This window comes from Roseburia hominis (genome assembly GCA_040702975.1).
GTDB classification, from domain to species: Bacteria; Bacillota; Clostridia; order Lachnospirales; family Lachnospiraceae; genus Allocoprococcus; species Allocoprococcus hominis_A.
The window spans coordinates 39452-59100 of the sequence record CP159990.1; the positions used below are offsets into that span (position 1 = coordinate 39452).

The window sequence follows — 19649 nt, forward strand, 5'->3', positions numbered from 1 at the left end:
CCGCCCTATTCTGCCGTTTCCGGGTAAAACGCCTCTGACAGCCTCTCCACCGTATCTGCCATACGATCCCCGGCCAGAACGCTCTCCAGAGGGATCACTGCAAAACGCTCTTCCTTTACACAATCCAGCTGGGATAAGGTATCATTTGCCTTGATCTCTGCAATTTTTTCTTCCACAGACGGAGAATCATAGTCATGAATCAGGATCAGATCCGGGTCCCTGGCAAGCACCTCCTCATAGCTGACCGTGACCCACTGCTTCTCCTCCAGATCATCGAACATATTCTTTCCGCCTGCAAGCTCAATCAAAAGCGATTCAAAATTAATTCCTGAACAAGTAAATACTCCGTTATTTCCACTGTCATATACCAGGACCCTGACCGGCTCCTTTCCCTTGGCCCTCTCCTTAGCAGCCTGAATCCGGGTCTTTTGCTCTTCCACGTAAGCCTCGGCCGTCTCCTCGATCCCGAAAATCCTACCGATATCCAGAATTTCCTGGTACTGCTCCTCCAGTGTGACAGCGGCATTCATATAGACCGTCATTCCATAGCTTTCCAGCTCTTCGATATCCAGGGCACTGTCACCGAATTCCCAATCCAGACCATAGATGAAATCCGCTCCGCTGGTAATTACCGCCTCCCGGGTCGCAGAACCATAATTCAGTTCCGGCATATCCCGATACGCCTCCTCATACTCCGGAAGCGGCCCCCGGCTGTGATTGGCAAGGGAAGTTCCCACAATATAATCCCGAAGTCCCAACGCCACAAACAGCTCCGTACAGTTTGGCCCTAAGGTCAGGACCTTCTGTGGTTTTTGGCTTACCTTGACCTCTCTTCCGTAATTTTCCAGGGTAAATGGATACGCACCCTGATCCTCCTTCGTTTCTCTCTCTTCCACGCCTTTATTCATATCCGCCGCAGACTGCACTTTACCGCACGCCGTAAGTGCTGCGACCGTCAGCAGGCAGACCAGCGTCCGAAATACTTTCTTTTTCATCACGCGCCATCTCCTCCTCTTTTCTTCTATATCTGCCCTGCTTCTCCCACGCCTGCCGGCAGAAATGTGATAGTCACCCTTCCCGTGATCGGGTGTTTCATCACGGAACTTCTGACTCCATAAATTTCATAAATATATTCCGGGGTAAAGACCTCCTCCGGCGTTCCGGAAAGTACGATCTTCCCGTCCTTAAGCACATACAGCCGGTCACAATACAGGGCCGCCATATTCAGGTCGTGAATCGCCGACAGCACCGTCACCTTCAACCGTTTGATAAAATCAAAGATCTGCATCTGATAGCTGATATCCAGATGATTGGTCGGCTCATCCAAAATAAAGAAATCACTTTCCTGGGCGATGGCACGTGCCATCAATACCCGCTGCTTCTCGCCTCCCGACAAATGAACATAATTCCTCTTCGCCATATTTTCCATTCCCAGATGCTCCAGCGCATGATGCACGATTTCTTTATCATGAGCATTATCAATATCAAACCATTTTTTATAAGGACTGCGCCCCATAGCGACCATTTCCTCTACCGTAAAATCAAACGGTACTTCGTTCTCCTGTCCCACGACCGCCAGCTTCCGGGCCGATTTTTTATAATTCATCTTAAGCAAATCCTCGCCGTCCAGCCAAATCGCTCCCTCATCCGGCTTTAATGCACGGTAAATATTCTTAAGCACCGTAGATTTTCCGCTCCCGTTTGGTCCAATCAGGCCGACAAATTCTCCCTCTTCCACAGAAAGCGAGACCTTGTCCACCGCATTTTTCCTGCCATAGGAGAACGTCAGCTCTTCTACCTCAAGCCGCATACAAGCTACCTCCCCTTCTCTATTTCTCTCTGCCGGTATTACGCTTTAACAGCCAGATAAATACCGGTCCCCCAATTACTGCGGTTAGAATTCCCACCGGCAGCTCTTCCGGCGCGATCAGCATTCTCGCCGCTACGTCCACCCATACTACCAGGATTCCTCCTAAAAGTGCAGAGATCGGTAATACATTTTTGTGATTCCCCCCTACCAGAAGCCGGGTAAAATGTGGAACCATAAGGCCCACAAAGCCAATCGTACCGCTGACCGCGATCGTCACTCCCGCCATGAGAGATGCCACAAGCACCAACATTTTCTGCAGGCGGCGTACATTTGCCCCCAGCGCACCCGCACTCTCATCTCCCAGCACCAGCAGATTCAGCCCCCGGTAATTGAGCATAAGAACCACCATACAGCCGACCAGCACCACAAAGGGTAGTTTCAGATAAGCCCACTTGGCGCCGGCAAGGCTCCCCGACATCCAAAATTCTGCATTATGAAGCCCCAACGCATTCGGTGCACTCAGCTTGATCACGTCCGTAAGTCCGTCCATGATCATGGACAGCGCCACTCCCGAAAGGAGCAGCTGCGTAATATGGATCCGTCCCCGCACCCGGGATATGGTATATACAAAAATAATCGTAATCGCCGAGCCAAGAAATGCACTGATCGACAGGGAATACGTTCCCAGAAAAGAAAAGGCCCCAAATAGCATTCCCAGTGTGGCAAATGCAGCCGCCCCCGAGGAAACTCCCAGGATAAACGGGTCTGCCAGATGATTGCGGACCAATGCCTGCATCGTCACCCCGCAGACTGCCAGAGAAGCCCCCACGATCATGCCAAGACAGACTCTGGGAAGACGCAGTCCCAGAATCACATTTACTTCCAGCTGCTCCCAGGTACAAGGTATCTTATTCCCGATGACAGGGAGACGGCTAAGAAGAATTTTCGCCGTAGTACCCGGAGCCACCGTGACCGGGCCAAGCCCCGTTGCCAGCACCAGAGACAAAAGCGCTGCCACACTCAACAATATGATGATCAAAACAATATTCGGTTCTTCCCGGTTAAAATGTTTTTTCAAAAACTTCCCCATATGGTTCCTCCCACCTTTCCTGCCGCCGGCCAGACTGCTGTTCATCAAATTTCACTCTTACCTTTTCTTCCTGCCGGTTTTCTCTTTTCACACATTAACAGACGAACCCGGCCCGCGCAAGCCCCTGGGAGGGATATAACGGCGTAAGAAACCGAGATGAAGGTCCACCGGAACTAGGTATGCCTGGCGCCGAGATAAAGATCCACTGAACCTTATTTCAGGTATGCGTGGCAACAAAGAGACGGTACTCCACCTGCCATTTGGCCGATGCGCACCGTCTCTCTTTTTTATAAATAATTTAAAACTTTCTATAAGCCCGCCGACTAATAGACTCCGCCTTATAGCCTTACTATGTTAAAACGAATGTTACATATTCTCCCTGACAGCCTACTTAGACTGATACAGTCCCCAGATAAACAACGCCGGGATAATAAAATCGATCGCCAGAAGCGGATTAAAGCCTGTCAGCATAGTGGACTGTACACAGGAAATCGCGATCATGACCGTGTAAATTCCAATCGCTGCCGCACAGCCTTTGAAGGATTTCCCACTGAATCCCAGTACGCCTGCCACAATCATAGAAACCGATGAAATCAGGCTCATTCCCATGCTGAGCGGAGTGTAGGCCTCCTTTAGCATACTCATATCCACACCCGGAACCTCCAGGCTATTTACCACATAATACCCCGCCAGGAGACTTATAATTCCCAGAACACTAAGTACAATAACGATAATAGACATGACCTTTAATAATTTGTTAGGTATAAACATAACTGTTACCTCCGTTTCTTTTTACTATACCATTAAATCTTATCCCTTACAACCAATATCCTTCTCTTGCTCCTAAACACTACAACTGCCTGAGCGCCTCGATCGGACTGAGCCTTGCCGCCTTCCTGGCCGGGTAGATTCCAAATATAATTCCTACGCTACAAGAAAAAGCTGTCGTCAAAATGACAGACATCGGGGTGATCCGCGCCGACAGGCCACCGATTCCCAGTGCAGACACAAGACCTGCGATTCCCGCGCCGATCAGGATTCCAATAATCCCTCCGATTCCGGATATGATTGCCGATTCCATCAAAAATTGCATCACAACAGAGGAGGTTTTCGCTCCCAGGGCCTTGCGGATACCGATTTCCCTTGTCCGCTCCGTCACGGATACCAGCATAATATTCATGACGCCGATTCCGCCTACCAACAGAGAAATTCCCGCGACAAATGCCACAAATGCGGTCACGCCGTCCATGATCGTCCCCATAAAGGAGAGATCCATCGCCTGTTGCTTGGTAAATAAGTCCTTCCCATCACTCATATGGCGCGCCGACAGGATACGGATCGCCGCAGCCGCCACCTGGTTTTCACTCGCCTGCTCTCCCAGATAAATGCTCAGCGACGATACATTTTCCGCCCCTCTTCCCCAGTTCGCAGATGCCGTATAGGGCATTTCCATCATGACCGGCATCTCCATGCCAAACATTTTCATCGCCTCATCATTGGCCTCCATAAGCTCCACATCATAATCCCGGACACCGCATATCCTCACAGTTTGAATCGTATTTTCAATATGAAGTTCCAGTTCCATTCCCTCCACGTCCGTCGTTCCATAGAGATAAATCGCGCTGGCTTTATCGAGCACACAGACCAGATTCCCATTTGCCACATCTTCCTCCGTAAAGAAATCCCCGACTACCACCTCCTTTTGCGCCGGATCAAAGCGGGCATCGGGCATGGTCATAGATACGTATGCCTGAAAATCCCCTTTCCGGGTCGTAACTTCTCCCACCAGACTGCTGGCGGATACCACCCCTTTACTCAGATCTCCCAGTTGTTCCTTCAAAGCCTGTATATCTTCCTGGGTAATCAGCTCCGTATTCGTCGTCTCCTCCCCATCTACGATAATTCCCACACTCTTTGCATCGCTTTCCGCCATCACGTCATCTTTTAATCCATTTCCAATGGAAATGATCGTGATAACCGAGGCGATTCCGATAATAATTCCCAGCATGGTCAAAAAAGACCGGCCTTTGTTAGAACGGATCGACAGGAGCGCCATTTTAATATATTCTCCAAATTGTTCCATATGTAAATTCCTCCTGATTATGCCCCTTGCGCAAGACTGCTCATTTTTTGCGATTCTCCACTGCCTGATTCGCCAAATTACTTACTTTCCACTTTTTCGGCCGCCCGATTCGCTTAAGTTACTTACTTTCCACTCTTCTCCACTGCCTGCGCACGCATTCCTTCTTTGACGCTTCCGGTCGAATCATAGACCACCTGGTCTCCCTCGGAAAGTCCCTCTTTAATCTCCACTCTGGTACTGGAGGAAGTCCCCAGTTCTACCATCTGTTTTTTCACCACGCCATCGCGAATGACGTAGACAAAATCGCCGGTGGTTCCGGTATTGATCACCTCGCACGGGAGACATAGAACATTCTTTTCCTCCGCCACCAGCATAGTGACCTTGGCATTAACTCCAACATAAATATTCTCGTCGGGATCATCGATCTGCACCCTCGCACCAATCACCGGATTTCCCTTTTCATTGGGAAGCGCAATTTTATCAATAGATGTCAGCGTCCCACTGTAACTTTGCCGGCCAATTTCCACGACCGCGCTGCTGCCCTCCTTCAATTTATCACAATCTCCTGCCGCCACCTCTATTTTCACCGCTACGTCTGTATTGCTGACCAGTGTAAATAACTCTCCTCCCTGAACCGCCTGGCTGCTTTCCACGGCTTTCACATCGGAAATAATCCCGTCAAACTCCGCTTTTATGCCCTCCTTTCCCAACTCTACCAGTTCTTTTGCACTTAAAGCCGCAAGCTCCGCCATGTTTTCGGAGACCTTCATATTTTTCGTCTGTCCCGCAGTAAGCCCCGTCTCCACACTTCCTGTCGCACTGCTTTTCGCCTGATTCAAACTGGACTTTAGAGTGGCAAGCTCCTGCTTTGCCGCTGCAAGATTGGCTGCAAGCGCCGAAACGTCTGCATTTCCCACTGCCGAAAGGCTTTGCTCCAGGCTGCGGTATGTAATTTGAAGCGCCTCCAGCTCTTTGGTACATACACCCGCCGTTTCCACCAATTCCCTGCGGATCTCATCCCGCTCCTGCTGCGTTTTTTCAGGGTACAGGGCGTCAAGATTCTCCATTTCCCGCTCTGCATTTTCCTTTTCCGCTTTTTTCGTATCCTGCTGATTTAAGTTTTCCTGCATCATCGCCTTGATCTCTTCTAATTTTGCCGCATTATTTCCGGCGGCCTGCGCTTCTTCCTCATAAGCGGCCTCCAGCTTCTGGATCTCCTCTTTCTTTTCCGCAACCTGCTCTTCCATATTCCTGATACTGCTCTCCTGGGCTGCTTTTGCCTGGCTGGCCTGCTCGGCACTTCGCCTGCTCTGCTCGCCTGCGTCCTGATTGGCATATTTTGTAGAAAGAACATTTAGCTGACTTTTCTGATTCTCCCGTTCAAGATCAGCCGTGTCATAGGTGACCAGCAAATCCCCGGCTTTCACAGCCTGCCCTTTTTGGGCTTTACACGACGCGATCGGCGCATTGACCGGAGAGAAGAACACCTTCGACTTCTCACTTTCCACCAGCCCGGACACGCGGTAGGTTTCTTTCACATCGCCTTTTTCTACGCGGACCACTTCCAGATTCTTCGCACTGTCTTTGGGCGATGCCAGCAAAGAAATACCCCAAAACGTCAACACCAAAACGGCCAAAATAGGAAGAATCATCCAGCCCGGAAGTTTTTTCTTCGGCTTTTTCACTTGACTGTCTTTTTCCATCTTTTCTATTTCCACTTTTTCTATTCCTGCTTTTTCTTTTTTCATCGTTAAAATTCCTTTCCGTCAATCTGAAAATAATCTCTTTCTATCTTGCCGTCCCTCACGCGGATTACCCGTTTCGCTTCCGCCGCGATCTCCGCATCATGTGTAATGATAATCACAGTGCGCCCCTGGCGGTTCAGTTCTTTTAAAATATTCATGATTTCTTCCGTAGAGGCCGAATCCAGATTCCCGGTAGGCTCATCAGCGAGTATAATCGGCGGCTTTGCCGCGATTGCTCTTGCCACAGCGACCCTTTGCTGCTGACCACCGGACATTTCCGCAGGCTTATGATGAAGGCGCCCCTTTAGTCCCACCAGAGCCAGCGCCTCCTTCGACACCTCACGCCGGGTCTTTCTGTCCACTCCCCGGTAAATGAGAGGCAGCTCCACATTTTCCAGCGCATCAAGATTTGCGATCAAATTGAAGCCCTGGAAAATAAACCCGATCTGCTCATTTCGAATTACGGATAACTGATTATCCGTCATCTGTGAAACGTCCCGATCGTCCAGATAATAGGTTCCGGAAGTCGGCGTATCCAGGCAGCCCAGCATATTCATAAGCGTCGACTTCCCTGAGCCCGAATGCCCTACGATCGCCACCAGTTCTCCCCTATCAATCTCAAGACTGACGCCGTCCAGCGCACGTACTTCGTTCTCACCGGGGTTATATATCTTTTTCAAATTCTCAATCCGTACCAATGCACCCACAATCTTCCTCCTTGCCCTTCGCTTTTGTCTTATTGTGTTACTGTATTATTATCTTAATACAGAATTATACTACCGGGATTTAGTAATTGCAATATGTTTTTGGATAAAAAAGGAAATAATACAGAATGTGTATAGAGGCATTGCAGCTCCTGCCCATGTTAGAAAAGGGACTTTTTGAATACCCGGTGCAGTGTCTGAATGCTGTCTCAGGTAAATGCTATTGCAACGCAGTAAAAGAGGCCAGAAACAATCATGTCCCTGGCCCCATAAACTATTTATTTCCATATGCTGCAAAATCAAAACTATAATCCATATTCTTTCAATAATTCTTCACGGAAATCTTGATCTCCATCTGCTTTCAGGATTTCCTCAACACGATTATCTTTCACCAGATTCGCATACAACTTGCTAATCCGCTGCTCTCCACGTTTCTCCCCCAGCTTCTCTCCCTTTTCCCGAATCAATCTATCCCTCTCTTCCATCTTCATATACGTCACTCCCATCTGCTTACTTGCTTTAATATTCTTCACAATCTCATGCAGATGCTTTAATCTCTCATCACAAACCTCCGGCAGGCACTCATCAGAACTTTTTTCCACATAATGCAGGAAATCAACCATCCATATCTTTCAACATCTGCTCTTTTGTTTCTTCCATATGTATTTCTCCTTCCATTATAATCTCTCCATTTCCCTATTGCAAGAATGAAGGTATTATAACAGCCTTTATCCCTGAAATCCTTTGGTTTTGCGGAGGTTTTGTATTTTTGGAAGTGTTTCACAAAACCTGTCAAAGCATAGGAATAAATCATATTATTTCTTTTATTATTTTTTAGTTCATATTCCTTATTGCGCATCTATACTGGAAGTTTTCGAGCGACACGAAAAAGTTTACCATACGATTTTCGCACTAAATCCCGTAATCCTTTTCTCCGATGGAGAATAATAGATGATTACCGTCCCCATATCATCCTCACTATATACCACCAAAAGTTCATTCCCATACACAAGAATATCCTCCTTAGCGCTTAGCAGTAACTGAGTCGTTCTATTCCTTATCTCAACATTCTCATACGCCTTCATCTCAAAATCTGCTTCCCCTGTATTCCAATAAAGTTCCAAAAAGTCCATCAGTAATGAACCATGAAATTCATCGTCCGGTATTTCCGCCATGTCTTCCCTATCCCCAGGCTCCTCCTCTACCGCCGCATAATCATCCTGATAAAGAAATATTGGCTCTCTCCACTTCTTTATTTCCTCCACCGCAGCCGTTACTTCCTCATCTGTTCCTTTTTCCATATCAGTAGCTACGTTGTGATAATAGATCAGCCCTGAGCCCCCTTCTTCCCACACCATATTACAAATATATTCTTTTCCATCTGCGCCGCTATAAGTATAGTCCTTAAGATACAGGAAATTCTTATCATCTATCTTCCAATTCGGCGCCGTCTTATTCCCATCACTAAAATACGTCCTCTGGACGTTTTTGTCGTATGCTTGGCAACTTGAAGAAGCCGCCGGAGCACCAAAACGCCTGCTGATTTCCCGGAACACCTCCGTCATCTCTTCCTGTTTTCCGTCATCTTCCACTTCCCGGACATTCGCTTCGGAATATCCATTCCATGGCCAGATAAACAGCTCCTCCTCCCCAACATAAAGAGCCCCTGCCCCGGATGTCTTATCATAAACTTTTACCTCGTCCAGATAGGACGGCAACACATAAGAAATCCATTTAGAACTCAATACACCGACCAATAAAATCACCGCTGCCGCCACATAGGGAGCTGACATTTTTAACCTTTTCATACCCCGTCCCCTTCCTCCATTCGAATAGAAACCGTCGTCCCACGTCCCGGGCGGCTGGAGATACTCAGCCTTGCATGGTGCCGTTTGACGATTTCCACACAAAGAGATAATCCAAGGCCCGCGCCTCCTGCCTTGCGCGATCGGGATTTGTCGACCATATAGAAGGGCTCGGTCACCCTTCTCACCTGCTCTTTGGTCATCCCCACGCCGTCGTCGGAAACAGAAAGCAGAATACTCCCATCACGCCGGGCACACCTAAGCCGGACCTCCCCGCCGCTTTCAGATGCTTTCAGCGCATTATCCAGAAGATTGTACAGCAAGGACTTAAACAATTCCCGATCGACGTACACGTTTACCTCCTCGCTGGATATCCGCAGACTGATCTCCCTTTTTTTAAAAACAGGAAGTAAGGCTGTATTTATTTCTGCAAATAACTCCCTCACTGCCACGATTTCATAATCCAGCCTGACGCTCTCCGTCGTGGCAAGCTCCAAGATTTTCCCGGACAGGCTCTTTAGCCTCCCCGCCTCCTTGACGATGATATCCGCATATTCCCGCCGCTGTTTCTCGCTGACTTCCCGCTTAATGCGCAGGATATCGGCAAACCCCATAATGGAAGTGAGCGGGGTCTTCATCTCATGGGCCAGATTATCGATAAACCGTTTTCGTTCATCTGCAATGCCCTGAACCCTCTCTACATGATTCTCAATGGACTCTGCCATAAGATTGACGTTCTCCTCCAGGGTCTGAAACTCAATATTTCCCTTTATTTCCAGACGCTTACCATAATTCCCGTCCGCCATCTTGTTCAGGAACAGATTGACGTCTCCAAGAGGCGCCAGCAGCCTGTAGACATACACCATCAGCACAATAGCAATTCCCGCTGAAAACAAGATGCTGATCATGCCGATGTTCTGAATCTGTTTGCCCCGGGCCGCATAAATGGAAGAAATGTCTGAAACCGAATAAATCTCATACTCCCGCCCCTCCATCGAGATCTTTGTCCCCGCAATGCAATAGATTACATCCTGATACCTTGTGATCATAGCCAGCGTCCCCTCACTTTTGGCGACCTTCTCCCGGAATTTCCGCTTCTCCTCCAGAATCTCCGGCTTATAGGTGTACCATGGTTCCCCTCCACTGTAAAGCTCCGTAAAGCTGCCGGGAGTCTGCCGGGAAGAGACCACATCATTTACGATGGTACGCACCGCATCCTGCCCCAGGACCACCTTATTCTGGCGCAGCCGTTCATATAGCGCCCGGTTTACGATTCCGACCGCTATATCATTGTGGGAAGAGACAATCTGCTCCTCCTCCTGCTCGATGATGGATTTAAAATTACTCCAGGTTACCGTCACAGCCGTCCCTTCCACGGCAATATAGATACCCAGCAGTGAGATGAGAAATATTTTCTGCCAGAGTTTCATGATCGTTACTGCCTTTCCAGACGATATCCCAGCTTGGGAATCGTAATCAATTTCTTTTGAAGTCCCATTTTTCGTCTGACCTGCTACACATGAATATCGACCGTGCGGCTCTCCCCTTCGAACTCATATCCCCACACCGCAGCCAGAAGCCGCTCCCGGGTAAGCGCAATATCCTGATTCTGCAGAAAAAATACGAGCACATCAAATTCCTTCGGGGTGAGCGCAACAGATTTTCCCCCTTTTGTCACAGTATGCTTCTCGATATCCACCCTTATGTCTTCATACCTAAGACTCCTGCTGCCCTTGTGATATCGCCGCAATACCACTTCAATTCGCGCCAGCAGCTCCACCGCCTCGAAGGGCTTCACGATGTAATCCTCCGCCCCGAGCCTAAGGCCTCTCACCTTGTCCGACACATTCTGCATAGCCGTCAGAAAAATGACCGGCACTTCTCTGTGCTGAATTTTCTGTATCACCTCAAACCCGTCCAGTCCGGGCAGCATCACATCGAGCAGGATCAAGTCGTAATGATTCTCCAAAACCTTCCTGACTGCCTCATTTCCGTCCACACTGATCTCACAGTCATATCCCACAATGGAGACGGCCGCCTCTATCATACGTGCAATATTCTCATCGTCTTCCACAATAAGTATTCTGATCATAACTACCTCCCCTTTTTCTTCTTTTCCATTATAAAGCACCGCCCCGCTCCATAACAAGGTTCGCGTTGCAAAAGAAATGCAAACAAAATGCAAATTTTTCCATCTTTGCAAATCTTTTGCATTCTGCGGGGGATTTCATGGCTTCCTCCTTCCTACAATGAAAACGTCAATATGATATCAGGGTCAAAAAGTCATGTATGACTTAGGATTACAGAAGTGCGGGGTAACCCATATATCATAGGAATTAAAATATCTTCTGACCCCTGCATCATTAAAGAATAACAGAAATGAGGGATTTATGATGGACGTACAGATTAGAAAAAAACGACGCCTGCCAAGGCAGATCAGGAGGAAATACCGCTCTCTCCTCCTCGTAAAATGGCTCTTTCTTGCCGGATTCACATTGATCATAGTCTCCCTTTGCTCCACAGTTCTGAGACAGCGTGGCCATACGATTTCCCGGAATTTTACTGAAATAGCAGCAGGCAGTCATTCTTCCGCAGAATCGACCACAGCGAAACATGCCACAAAGAAAATCATTTCAAATGTTCCTTATATAAATCAAACGGATTCCTATCCGAACGGGTGCGAGAGCGTGACAGCCGTCATGGCCCTTAAATACCTCAATTTTCCGATTACCGTTGATGAATTTATCAACAAGTATCTTGATATGGGCGAAGCGCCTCATTATGCTTCCGACGGCTGCCGCTATGGCTGCGATCCCTGGAAACAGTACCCCGGCGATCCCAGAAGTGAAAATGGCTGGGGGTGCTTTGCTCCCGTCATTGCAAACTCACTGAATGCCTACCTTCATGGTACCTCTTATACCGCCATTACGCTGGAGAAAATTCCCTTGCAGGACATCTGCACTACTTATATTGAAGCGGATCAGCCCGTCCTGATCTGGGCTACCACGGATATGCGTGAAACCTCTTCCGGCTCCTCCTGGATCGTCCCGGAGACCGAAGAGCTCTTTACGTGGACAAAATATCTGCACTGCCTGCTTCTGGTCGGTTATGATGATGAGTACTACTATTTTCATGACCCCTTAAGAAGCGCTGCCTTAGCATACGATAAAGGGATTACGGAAACGGCATACCAGGCGATGGGAGAGCAGGCTATTGTAATTTGTAAGACCAAATAACGTGACAATAGTAAATGGCTGAACAAGGAAGTCTCCCCCTTATTCAGCCATTTCATTATTTTCACTTTATCATGCTGTCAGAATCAAGAAGAAATCTATGATTCCCCAATACCTACAAACCTCCTAGCAGATCTCCGCTCCGGCCGGCATCTCTTTTTCCGGCGTCATCAGCGCCAGATTGCCGTCTGCGTCCTCCGCACAGAGCAGCATTCCTTCCGAAAGTACGCCTGCCAGCTTCGCCGGTTTTAAGTTCACCAGAACCATGACCTTCTTGCCGACCATCTCTTCCGCGGTATAATGTGCCTTGATTCCGGATACGATTTGTTTTACCTGGCTGCCGATCTTCACCTGAGAGCAGAGGAGCTTTCTGGACTTCTTCACTTCCTCGCAGGCAATGATCTCACCTACCTGGAACTGCATTTTCCCGAAATCCTCAAACGTGATCTCCGATTTTGCTTCAATGTCGATGACATTTTCTTCCTCCTCGGGCTCTTCTTCCACTGCCGGGTGACGCGCTTCTACCCTTGCCAGCACTTCCTTGACGTCCAATCTCTGGAACAGAATCTCCGGTTTATCGGTTACGTGGCCATCGCCGAGCTGAGCGAGGATCTTCTCTGAAGTCTCCGGCATAAAGGATTCCAGAAGGCGCGCACCGGCAGAAATGCTCTGAATCAGATTCCAGAGAACCGTCTCCAGGCGGTCCTTTTGAGCCTCGTCCTTTGCCAGTACCCACGGCATCGTCTCGTCGATATATTTGTTGCAGCGTTTGAACAGATTGAAAATCTCGGTGATCGCATCTGCCACGCGTAGGTCGTTCATCTTCTTCTCTACCAGCTTCGGCGTATTTTCGGTAACAGCCTTGAGGTCAGCGTCCACCTCGCCGGTCACGCCCTTATCCGTCACCATTCCGCCAAAATATTTATTCGTCATGGAAACGGTACGATTTACCAGATTTCCAAGTGTGTTCGCCAGGTCGGAGTTCATACGCTCTACCATCAGTTCCCAGGAAATCACACCGTCATTTTCAAACGGCATCTCATGCAGTACAAAATAGCGGACTGCATCTACGCCGAAGAAATCTACCAATTCGTCCGCGTAAAGAACATTTCCTTTGGATTTGCTCATCTTGCCATCGCCCTGCAGAAGCCACGGGTGTCCGAAAACCTGTTTCGGAAGCGGAAGTCCCAACGCCATCAGGAAGATCGGCCAGTAAATCGTATGGAAACGAATGATATCCTTTCCGATCAAATGCAGATCAGCCGGCCAGTTCTTATTGAACCGCTCCTCGCTCTCCCCGTCACAATGATAACCGATTCCGGTAATATAGTTGGTCAGCGCGTCAAGCCACACGTAAACTACATGCTTCGGATCGAACTCTACCGGGATTCCCCATTTGAAAGAGGTCCTGGATACACAAAGATCCTGGAGTCCCGGAAGCAGGAAATTGTTCATCATCTCATTCTTTCTGGATACCGGCTGGATAAATTCCGGGTGGCCGTTGATGTGCTCGATCAGTCTGTCTGCATATTTGCTCATCTTGAAGAAATATGCCTCTTCCTTTGCCGGCTGCACCGGGCGCCCGCAGTCAGGACATTTGCCGTCTACAAGCTGGGATTCCGTGAAGAAGGACTCACAGGGAGTACAGTACATTCCCTCATAATATCCTTTGTAAATGTCACCCTGATCGTACAGTTTTTTGAAAATTTTCTGTACTTCTTTCTCATGGTAATCGTCGGTCGTCCGGATAAATTTGTCATAGGAGGTGTTCATCAGATCCCAGAGACGTTTGATTTCCGTTGCAACGCCGTCCACAAATTCTTTCGGGGTGATTCCGGCCTCTTCTGCCTTCAGTTCGATTTTCTGACCATGCTCATCCGTTCCGGTCTGGAAGAATACATCGTATCCCTGGCTCCTCTTATAACGCGCGATCGCGTCCGCCAGTACGATCTCGTAAGTGTTTCCGATATGCGGTTTGCCTGATGTATAGGCAATCGCAGTGGTAATGTAATACTTTGGTTTGTCAGCCATGTTTTTCTCCTTCTTTCTCATTGTTTTCCTTAATTCTGCCGTGCTGCCTTCGCAGCATAGCTGCCAAGTCGCGGGCTGCGCCCTATGTTTGCCGCAAATGGCCCGCCGATGCATGTATACACCGCTGTCCTTTTCCGGCAAACGCACGGCTTTAGCCTAACACGAAAAATACCCGCCTTCCTGTTTTTAAGAAGACGGGTGATATCCGTGTTACCACTTCTACTTCGCCTCTGCCCTCGCGGACAAAAGCCTCGACAAGTGTCAGAATGCTCTCTAACACTCCCCCGCTGTAATGGGCGGACCCATCGCAGCCTTGCATGGAAACAAATGTACTCCCCAAATATACCTGACACCCAGGGCGCCTTCCATGTTCAGTGCGCTGCTCAAAAGCCATGTTCAGCCATTCTTTCCTTATCCCTCTCAGCATATGGGAATTCTCTGTAAAGTTCCAAAAGGCTTACTCTCTTCGTCATTGCGTTTTCTTATTGAACTGTAAAAAATCGTATCACACTGCAAGGTCGATTGTCAAGAGCCTCCTTGCTTTTAGCTTCCCCTTATTTTTATTTTAACAAAACAGCAGTTTCCTGATTGAACAGAATGATATAATTCCCTCTTTTTTTTATTTATCATTTTCTTCAAATGGAGTATATTTCCATTCTATTGATTCGCTCATAATTGTAGCATATTTAAAGCTTTTCCTTCTATATAACTTATATCTAACATTCCCATAAAGTGGCTGGTAGCTTTTGTCAGCTTTATATGTCCCTATCCTTTCCTTTCGAATATAATCTGTCAGCCAGCAAATTAAAGTTCCTGTCTCCTGCACAAATACAGCAAATTAAAATCTCAACATTTAATTATTATCTATGTCAGCGTGCAGTAAAAAACAGCACACTTTTATCTTGACCATCCTGCTCTATTCCAGTATAGTTTTTATGGAACAAAAAAGAGAAAGAACAGCCCCTCCTACAGTTCGTTCTTTCTCTCATACACCAGCATACCTGCCATATACGGGATCATGTCCCACTCATGAGGCTTTGGCATCACTGACATTTATTATGATAAGAAATAATTCCCTGTTTTGCAAGTTAATTCGTATAAAATCTTCATCAAAAAAGCTTTTTGACTCCTTCATGGACGGTTTCCGGCCTGAACTACAGACCTGCCCCTGTTGTGGGGCAAAGGGAGCTTGTTCCGTCCATGCCTATTATGAACGTTCCCTGGCTGATTTCGTTGGTGGAAAGCCTGTCTGGCACAGCCTCTGTATCCTGCGCCTTGTCTGTTCCTGCGGCCATACCCATGCCATCCTTCCGGATTTCATCATCCCTTATTCCTCCTACGGCCTTTTCTTTATCCTCCGTGTCCTGGCGGAATATTTCCTTCGGCTTGCTTCCGTAGAAAAAATCTGCGCACGCTTCTGTATTAACCAAAACCAGCTCTACCATTGGCTTTCCCTGTTCAAAAAGCAGAAGGAAGAGTGGCTGGGCCTTCTCTCTTCCAGGGAGTCCTCCGGCCTCTCTTTCCTGAAAGGCCTTTTTCGGATGCCCGCTTATTCCGGCTTTGCATCCGGTTTTGTCCGCCGCTTCTCTGTCTCCTTCCTCCAGTCCCACAGAAATCCGGCGGCTTACTGCCAACAGCAGTTCGGCCCCTGAACCGTTTCCCAGACACCACATAACACAGGGATGGTCTCCAGGCTGTTCTTCCTATATGCTGATAGAAAACAGTAAAGGAGGATTTTTTTATGCATTACAACACCAAAAACTTTTCAGACGCATCTGCTATGGCACAGTTCCGGCTCGCACTCATTGCACCGGTCATCCATGGCCTTTATCCGGATGCGTCCAGAAACGCCTATTACCAGCGGGTAACGGAAAAACCCCTCACCCTGCCTGACGGCTCTGTATTCCAGTACAGCCCCAAGACCCTCAGCAAGTGGGCCTCTCTTTACCAGAATGGCGGCATTGACGCGCTCATGCCCCGGGAACGTTCCGACAAAGGCTCCACACGCGCCTTGCCGGACACGGCCATTGAAGAGATCTACCGGCTGAAAGAGGCTTTCCCACGCTTAAACGCAACCCAGATCCACCGCCATCTTGTGGAGGAAGCTTTTATCCCCGCCTCTGTCAGCGTCTGCGCCGTCCAGCGCTTCGTGAAAAAGCATGACCTGAAGTCGGCGCGCAATCCATCTATGAGGGACAGGAAAGCTTTTGAGGAAGATGCCTTTGGGAAAATGTGGCAGGCGGATACCTGTTACCTCCCTTATATCACGGAAGGCGGGCAGCGCAGGAGGGTTTACTGCATTATGATCATTGATGACCACTCGCGTTTCCTGGTGGGCGGCGGCCTTTTTTATAACGATAACGCCTATAACTTCCAGAAAGTTTTAAAAAACGCAGTTGCCTCCCACGGCATTCCGGCGAAACTCTATGTCGACAATGGCTGCAGCTACTCAAATGAACAGCTCTCCCTGATCTGCGGCTCCATCGGCACGGTCCTCCTTCATACAAAAGTGCGGGACGGCGCCAGCAAGGCCAAGATCGAACGCCAGTTCAGGACATTCAAGGAGACCTGGCTTTATACGCTGGACATGGATTCCATCACGTCCCTGGCACAGTTCAATTCCCTCCTGCGGGACTATATCCGCACCTACAATACTTCCATGCATTCCGGCATCGGCTGTACCCCCATGGAACGTTACCAGAAGACGCGCTGTGCCATACAGATGCCAAAGTCCAGGGAATGGCTGGAGGAATGTTTCTTAAACCGCATCAACAGGAAGGTGAATAAGGATTCCACTGTCTCCATCGACAAGGTCTCCTATGACGTCCCCATGCAGTTCATCTCATCCAAAGTTGAGATCCGCTTCCTTCCCGACGATATGTCCTCTGCCTACATCCTTTATGAGGGGGAGCATTATCCCATCCGGCCGACAGATAAAAATGAAAACTGCAGGACAAAACGTAACAACACCCCTTCTATTGATTATTCAAAGATAGGAGGTGCCTGCTGATGTTCCGCACTTACTATGGGCTGGCCTTCAACCCTTTTGACAAACAGATGGCCTCTGAGAAGGACCGTTTCCTCTCGAAAGACATCTCGGAGATGCTCTCACGGCTGGACTACCTCAAGGATACCAGGGGCATCGGGCTGTTCACCGCACGCCCCGGCATGGGCAAGTCCTTCGCACTGCGCTGTTTTGCCAAAAGCCTGAACCCGAATCTTTACCACATGGAGTATCTCTGCCTCTCTACCGTCAGTGTCATGGAGTTCTACCGCCAGTTCTGTTCTACGCTTGGTATAGAACCCAAAGGCGGCAAACCCGGCATGTTCCGGGCGATCCAGGAGCAGGTCCTCTATCTCTACCGTGAAAAGAAGCAGCCCCTCCTCCTTGCCATCGATGAGGCACAGTATCTCTCTACCGGCATTCTGGAGGATATCAAGATGCTCATGAATTACGGCTATGATTCCCTCAACTGCTTTACTCTCATACTCTGTGGGGAGCCCCATCTGAACAATACGCTCAAAAAGCCCGTCCATGAGGCACTGCGGCAGCGTGTTACCGTCCACTATAACTTCTCCGGGCTCTCCGATTCGGAAGTCGGGCAGTATGTCCTCCACAAGATCGCCTGTGCTGGCGGAGCTTCCTCCATTATTGACCATGCAGCCCTGTGTGCTGTCCACAGCCACTCCCAGGGCAGTCCCAGGCTTGTTGATAACCTGATGACCAACGCGCTGACACTTGGGGCACAGATGGAAAAGAAGGTCATTGATACAGAGGTCATCCTGGCTTCCGTCAGCAGCCAGAACCTCGGCTAAGGAAGGAGGGGTACTGTTTATGGAATACACCTGTATTCTCAGGCACGGTTCACGGAAAGAATGCTGGACTGGAAAACTTACGCTGCTGCGGAAACTTCCCGGCCAGTACGAAGCAGAAATCAGCGGGAGAGGGACTTACTTCCACATCCTTGCCGGGCGGCATAAATATGGGAATTACCTGTGCATCCCCAACCATGATATCGGGTGCGAATTATCTGATTTCTCCGATATCTTCTGGAACGAAGAAAGGCTCCGCAGTCTGATGCGGAAGGTAGACGCAGTAACCGTGGCCACCGCCCTGGTGTATCTGCCTGCCCTGGCTGATAATATTTGAAAGATTACGAATTTTACATGGGCTGTGGATCCCACAATGGATTCCACAGCTCTTTGTATTTCAGAGCAGTCTCCCTGTTGCCAACAGCGTGCCGCGTTTTTGATAGAAGAATGCATTTGCAGGTTGCACTGCGCAGTCAACGGGATAAAAATCAGAAAAATAATTCGCCGTTTATGTCTCCTTCAATTTGCCGTCCAACATATAATCCGCACCTGGTACATATGAATAGAAATACGTATCCTCAATAGTATCTTTATTCCATTCATATTCTGTTGTCAAACTACTTTCAAGTAACTCCACTTGTTCTTTTGTTGACAGTTTCAAATAATCTTGACTGTTTAAGCTCTTATCTGGATATACTTCACCTAAAAGTACGTCTACAAACCTTTGCACTTGTTCATTTTTTTCTCTCAGCGCAATATTTACCCACTCGTTTGTCTCAGTAATATCTTTGGGACATATAATCTCTATACCAACAATACCATCAATATATTTAGAATCTGTTTCATAGGCTTCTTTAAACAATGTTCTAGCTTTTTCGACATCCGCATGAATTCCTAATCCTTTATAATACATATATGCCATATTATTTATTGCTTCTGGATTGGTTTCAACCTTTTCTATTTTGTAAATATTTATACAATTTCCAAAATTACCCGCATTATGTTCCAGGTATGCTTCATATAGCAATTCATATGTAGTCATCTTATCATAATCTTGTTGCATTTCTTTTAACGTAAAGTAATGCGTTAAACATGCACTGATGCCAACAACTATTATTTCAATTAAGACTGTCGGAAGATATTCCTTTAGCTTTTTATTATTTTTCATAGCTTTCCTCTCTAATTCAGTACGTAATATCTGCCAAAATATCCTCACCGACTCTCAGCCAGACGTTTCTTTATTCCATTTACTATGTCTTCAGTCTGATTGTCATGTCTAGGCTGGAATTCAATATATGGCAAATGCTTGTCCCCAATTTTAGACCTCCCGCCTAA

At 48.1% G+C, this 19649-nt stretch carries 18 protein-coding genes; 5 read left to right on the top strand and 13 right to left on the bottom strand.

Going from position 1 to position 19649, the window contains the following annotated elements:
- Positions 1-5: 5 nt before the first annotated feature.
- The 11 genes from ABXS75_00155 to ABXS75_00205 all read right to left on the bottom strand — a co-directional run bounded on the left by ABXS75_00155 (position 6) and on the right by ABXS75_00205 (position 11329).
- Entirely contained in the window at positions 6-995 is a 990-nt protein-coding gene (locus ABXS75_00155) for an ABC transporter substrate-binding protein (GenBank protein XCP85259.1), read from the bottom strand.
- Between the two features lie 26 nt (positions 996-1021).
- A complete protein-coding gene (locus ABXS75_00160; protein XCP85260.1) occupies positions 1022-1810 on the bottom strand; it encodes an ABC transporter ATP-binding protein in 789 nt (262 codons plus the stop codon).
- A gap of 19 nt (positions 1811-1829) precedes the next feature.
- Positions 1830-2900 carry an iron ABC transporter permease gene (locus ABXS75_00165; protein XCP85261.1) on the bottom strand — a complete coding sequence of 357 codons (1071 nt, stop codon included), beginning with the start codon at positions 2898-2900 and terminating at the stop codon, positions 1830-1832.
- A 387-nt stretch (positions 2901-3287) separates the two neighbouring features.
- Positions 3288-3671, bottom strand: a complete 384-nt coding sequence (locus ABXS75_00170) for a hypothetical protein (GenBank protein ID XCP85262.1) — start codon at positions 3669-3671, stop codon at positions 3288-3290.
- A gap of 79 nt (positions 3672-3750) precedes the next feature.
- Positions 3751-4983: an ABC transporter permease gene (locus tag ABXS75_00175; protein ID XCP85263.1), complete on the bottom strand. Its 1233-nt coding sequence runs from the start codon at positions 4981-4983 to the stop codon at positions 3751-3753.
- 122 nt (positions 4984-5105) lie between these two features.
- Positions 5106-6731: an efflux RND transporter periplasmic adaptor subunit gene (locus tag ABXS75_00180; protein ID XCP85264.1), complete on the bottom strand. Its 1626-nt coding sequence runs from the start codon at positions 6729-6731 to the stop codon at positions 5106-5108.
- 2 nt (positions 6732-6733) lie between these two features.
- Positions 6734-7435, bottom strand: a complete 702-nt coding sequence (locus ABXS75_00185) for an ABC transporter ATP-binding protein (protein XCP85265.1) — start codon at positions 7433-7435, stop codon at positions 6734-6736.
- Between the two features lie 302 nt (positions 7436-7737).
- Entirely contained in the window at positions 7738-8055 is a 318-nt protein-coding gene (locus ABXS75_00190) for a hypothetical protein (protein ID XCP85266.1), read from the bottom strand.
- Between the two features lie 270 nt (positions 8056-8325).
- The gene (locus ABXS75_00195) at positions 8326-9240 is read right to left on the bottom strand and encodes a hypothetical protein (protein ID XCP85267.1); all 915 of its coding nucleotides are present in this window, start codon (positions 9238-9240) and stop codon (positions 8326-8328) included.
- Positions 9237-10667: a HAMP domain-containing sensor histidine kinase gene (locus tag ABXS75_00200; protein XCP85268.1), complete on the bottom strand. Its 1431-nt coding sequence runs from the start codon at positions 10665-10667 to the stop codon at positions 9237-9239. The genes ABXS75_00195 and ABXS75_00200 overlap by 4 nt, the downstream gene beginning before the upstream one ends.
- Positions 10668-10750: 83 nt before the next feature.
- A complete protein-coding gene (locus ABXS75_00205; protein XCP85269.1) occupies positions 10751-11329 on the bottom strand; it encodes a response regulator transcription factor in 579 nt (192 codons plus the stop codon).
- A gap of 298 nt (positions 11330-11627) precedes the next feature.
- Between ABXS75_00205 and ABXS75_00210 the strand changes: the two genes are divergently transcribed.
- Entirely contained in the window at positions 11628-12473 is an 846-nt protein-coding gene (locus ABXS75_00210) for a C39 family peptidase (protein ID XCP85270.1), read from the top strand.
- A gap of 123 nt (positions 12474-12596) precedes the next feature.
- On the opposite strand, the gene metG is transcribed toward ABXS75_00210, so the two are convergent.
- Positions 12597-14522 carry a methionine--tRNA ligase gene (metG, locus tag ABXS75_00215; protein XCP85271.1) on the bottom strand — a complete coding sequence of 642 codons (1926 nt, stop codon included), beginning with the start codon at positions 14520-14522 and terminating at the stop codon, positions 12597-12599.
- Between the two features lie 1112 nt (positions 14523-15634).
- On the opposite strand from metG, the gene ABXS75_00220 reads away from it, so the two are divergent.
- The 4 genes from ABXS75_00220 (at position 15635) to ABXS75_00235 (ending at position 18651) form a co-directional block, all read left to right on the top strand.
- Complete coding sequence (locus ABXS75_00220; protein XCP85272.1) at positions 15635-16153, top strand: DUF6431 domain-containing protein; 519 nt, start codon at positions 15635-15637, stop codon at positions 16151-16153.
- 89 nt (positions 16154-16242) lie between these two features.
- Positions 16243-17511, top strand: coding sequence for a DDE-type integrase/transposase/recombinase (locus tag ABXS75_00225; GenBank protein XCP85273.1), 1269 nt, complete (start codon positions 16243-16245; stop codon positions 17509-17511).
- The gene (locus ABXS75_00230) at positions 17511-18317 is read left to right on the top strand and encodes an AAA family ATPase (protein ID XCP85274.1); all 807 of its coding nucleotides are present in this window, start codon (positions 17511-17513) and stop codon (positions 18315-18317) included. The genes ABXS75_00225 and ABXS75_00230 overlap by 1 nt, the downstream gene beginning before the upstream one ends.
- A gap of 19 nt (positions 18318-18336) precedes the next feature.
- On the top strand, positions 18337-18651 hold the full coding sequence (locus ABXS75_00235; protein ID XCP85275.1) for a DUF6618 family protein: 315 nt from the start codon (positions 18337-18339) through the stop codon (positions 18649-18651).
- Positions 18652-18822: 171 nt separating this feature from the next.
- Here ABXS75_00235 and ABXS75_00240 read toward each other — a convergent pair whose 3' ends face one another.
- Positions 18823-19482, bottom strand: a complete 660-nt coding sequence (locus ABXS75_00240) for an SEL1-like repeat protein (protein ID XCP85276.1) — start codon at positions 19480-19482, stop codon at positions 18823-18825.
- Positions 19483-19649: the final 167 nt, after the last annotated feature.

Coding starts and splice junctions, on each gene's coding strand:
- ABXS75_00170 (XCP85262.1), bottom strand. CDS start 3,671: ATGTTTATACCTAACAAATTATTAAAGGTCATGTCTATTATCGTTATT.
- ABXS75_00200 (XCP85268.1), bottom strand. CDS start 10,667: ATGAAACTCTGGCAGAAAATATTTCTCATCTCACTGCTGGGTATCTAT.
- ABXS75_00210 (XCP85270.1), top strand. CDS start 11,628: ATGATGGACGTACAGATTAGAAAAAAACGACGCCTGCCAAGGCAGATC.
- ABXS75_00230 (XCP85274.1), top strand. CDS start 17,511: ATGTTCCGCACTTACTATGGGCTGGCCTTCAACCCTTTTGACAAACAG.
- ABXS75_00240 (XCP85276.1), bottom strand. CDS start 19,482: ATGAAAAATAATAAAAAGCTAAAGGAATATCTTCCGACAGTCTTAATT.
- ABXS75_00155 (XCP85259.1), bottom strand. CDS start 995: ATGAAAAAGAAAGTATTTCGGACGCTGGTCTGCCTGCTGACGGTCGCA.
- ABXS75_00175 (XCP85263.1), bottom strand. CDS start 4,983: ATGGAACAATTTGGAGAATATATTAAAATGGCGCTCCTGTCGATCCGT.
- ABXS75_00160 (XCP85260.1), bottom strand. CDS start 1,810: ATGCGGCTTGAGGTAGAAGAGCTGACGTTCTCCTATGGCAGGAAAAAT.
- ABXS75_00190 (XCP85266.1), bottom strand. CDS start 8,055: ATGGTTGATTTCCTGCATTATGTGGAAAAAAGTTCTGATGAGTGCCTG.
- metG (XCP85271.1), bottom strand. CDS start 14,522: ATGAGAAAGAAGGAGAAAAACATGGCTGACAAACCAAAGTATTACATT.
- ABXS75_00235 (XCP85275.1), top strand. CDS start 18,337: ATGGAATACACCTGTATTCTCAGGCACGGTTCACGGAAAGAATGCTGG.
- ABXS75_00225 (XCP85273.1), top strand. CDS start 16,243: ATGCATTACAACACCAAAAACTTTTCAGACGCATCTGCTATGGCACAG.
- ABXS75_00165 (XCP85261.1), bottom strand. CDS start 2,900: ATGGGGAAGTTTTTGAAAAAACATTTTAACCGGGAAGAACCGAATATT.
- ABXS75_00195 (XCP85267.1), bottom strand. CDS start 9,240: ATGAAAAGGTTAAAAATGTCAGCTCCCTATGTGGCGGCAGCGGTGATT.
- ABXS75_00205 (XCP85269.1), bottom strand. CDS start 11,329: ATGATCAGAATACTTATTGTGGAAGACGATGAGAATATTGCACGTATG.
- ABXS75_00180 (XCP85264.1), bottom strand. CDS start 6,731: ATGAAAAAAGAAAAAGCAGGAATAGAAAAAGTGGAAATAGAAAAGATG.
- ABXS75_00220 (XCP85272.1), top strand. CDS start 15,635: ATGGACGGTTTCCGGCCTGAACTACAGACCTGCCCCTGTTGTGGGGCA.